Source organism: Vibrio sp. 1402 (assembly GCF_033340275.1).
Genome location: NZ_JAWOWE010000239.1, coordinates 1 through 730 on the forward strand (window position 1 = coordinate 1; position 730 = coordinate 730).

A 730-nucleotide genomic window follows, 5' to 3' on the forward strand; every position below is an offset into this window, starting at 1 on the left:
TTTCATTTGTCTGCGTTTTAATTTCACTAAATCATTACACCCACTGACCTGCCACAAAGCCACTCGACCAGCACCATTGGAAGTTATAGCCACCTAACCAACCGGTAACGTCCATCACTTCTCCAATGAAGTACAAGCCTTTGATGTTTTTACATTCCATGGTTTTAGAAGACAGGTGATCGGTATCTACACCACCCAAAGTCACTTCCGCCGTGCGGTAGCCTTCGGTGCCATTAGGTGCGATTGACCAGTTTTCTAAACGCTCCACCACGCTAGCAAGCTCTTTCGGGTTGAACTGCTTGAGAGGTTTATCCATCAGCTCTTTACGCTCAATCAGCACTTCCACTAAACGCTTTGGCAGCACTTTTGCTAGGGTGTTCTTTAGCGATTGATTTGGATGTTTCTCAAGGCTGCGCTCGAGCAGCAGAGCGATGTCTTCGTTAGGAACTAAGTTGATAGAAACTTTCTGACCCGCTTTCCAGAAAGAGGAAATTTGCAAAACCGAAGGGCCCGATAAGCCGCGGTGAGTAAACAACAGCGCTTCTTTGAACATGGTGCCGTCTTCGGCGGTAATTTCCGCAGGCACAGCAATGCCAGACAGTTCAGCAAAATCTTCTTTGTCTTCTTTGTGCAGCGTAAATGGCACAAGTCCCGCCGTGGTTGAGATTACTCGCAGACCAAACTGCTCAGCCACTTTGTAACCAAATGGCGTCGCGCCCAGTTTTGGCAT

At 47.8% G+C, this 730-nt stretch carries 1 protein-coding gene; it reads right to left on the reverse strand.

Annotation, left to right across the window (positions count from 1 at the left end):
* Positions 1–34 precede the first annotated feature (34 nt).
* Positions 35–730 (reverse strand): aminoacetone oxidase family FAD-binding enzyme (locus R7044_RS25325; RefSeq protein WP_225456011.1); only part of this gene is annotated, 696 nt, incomplete at its 5' end.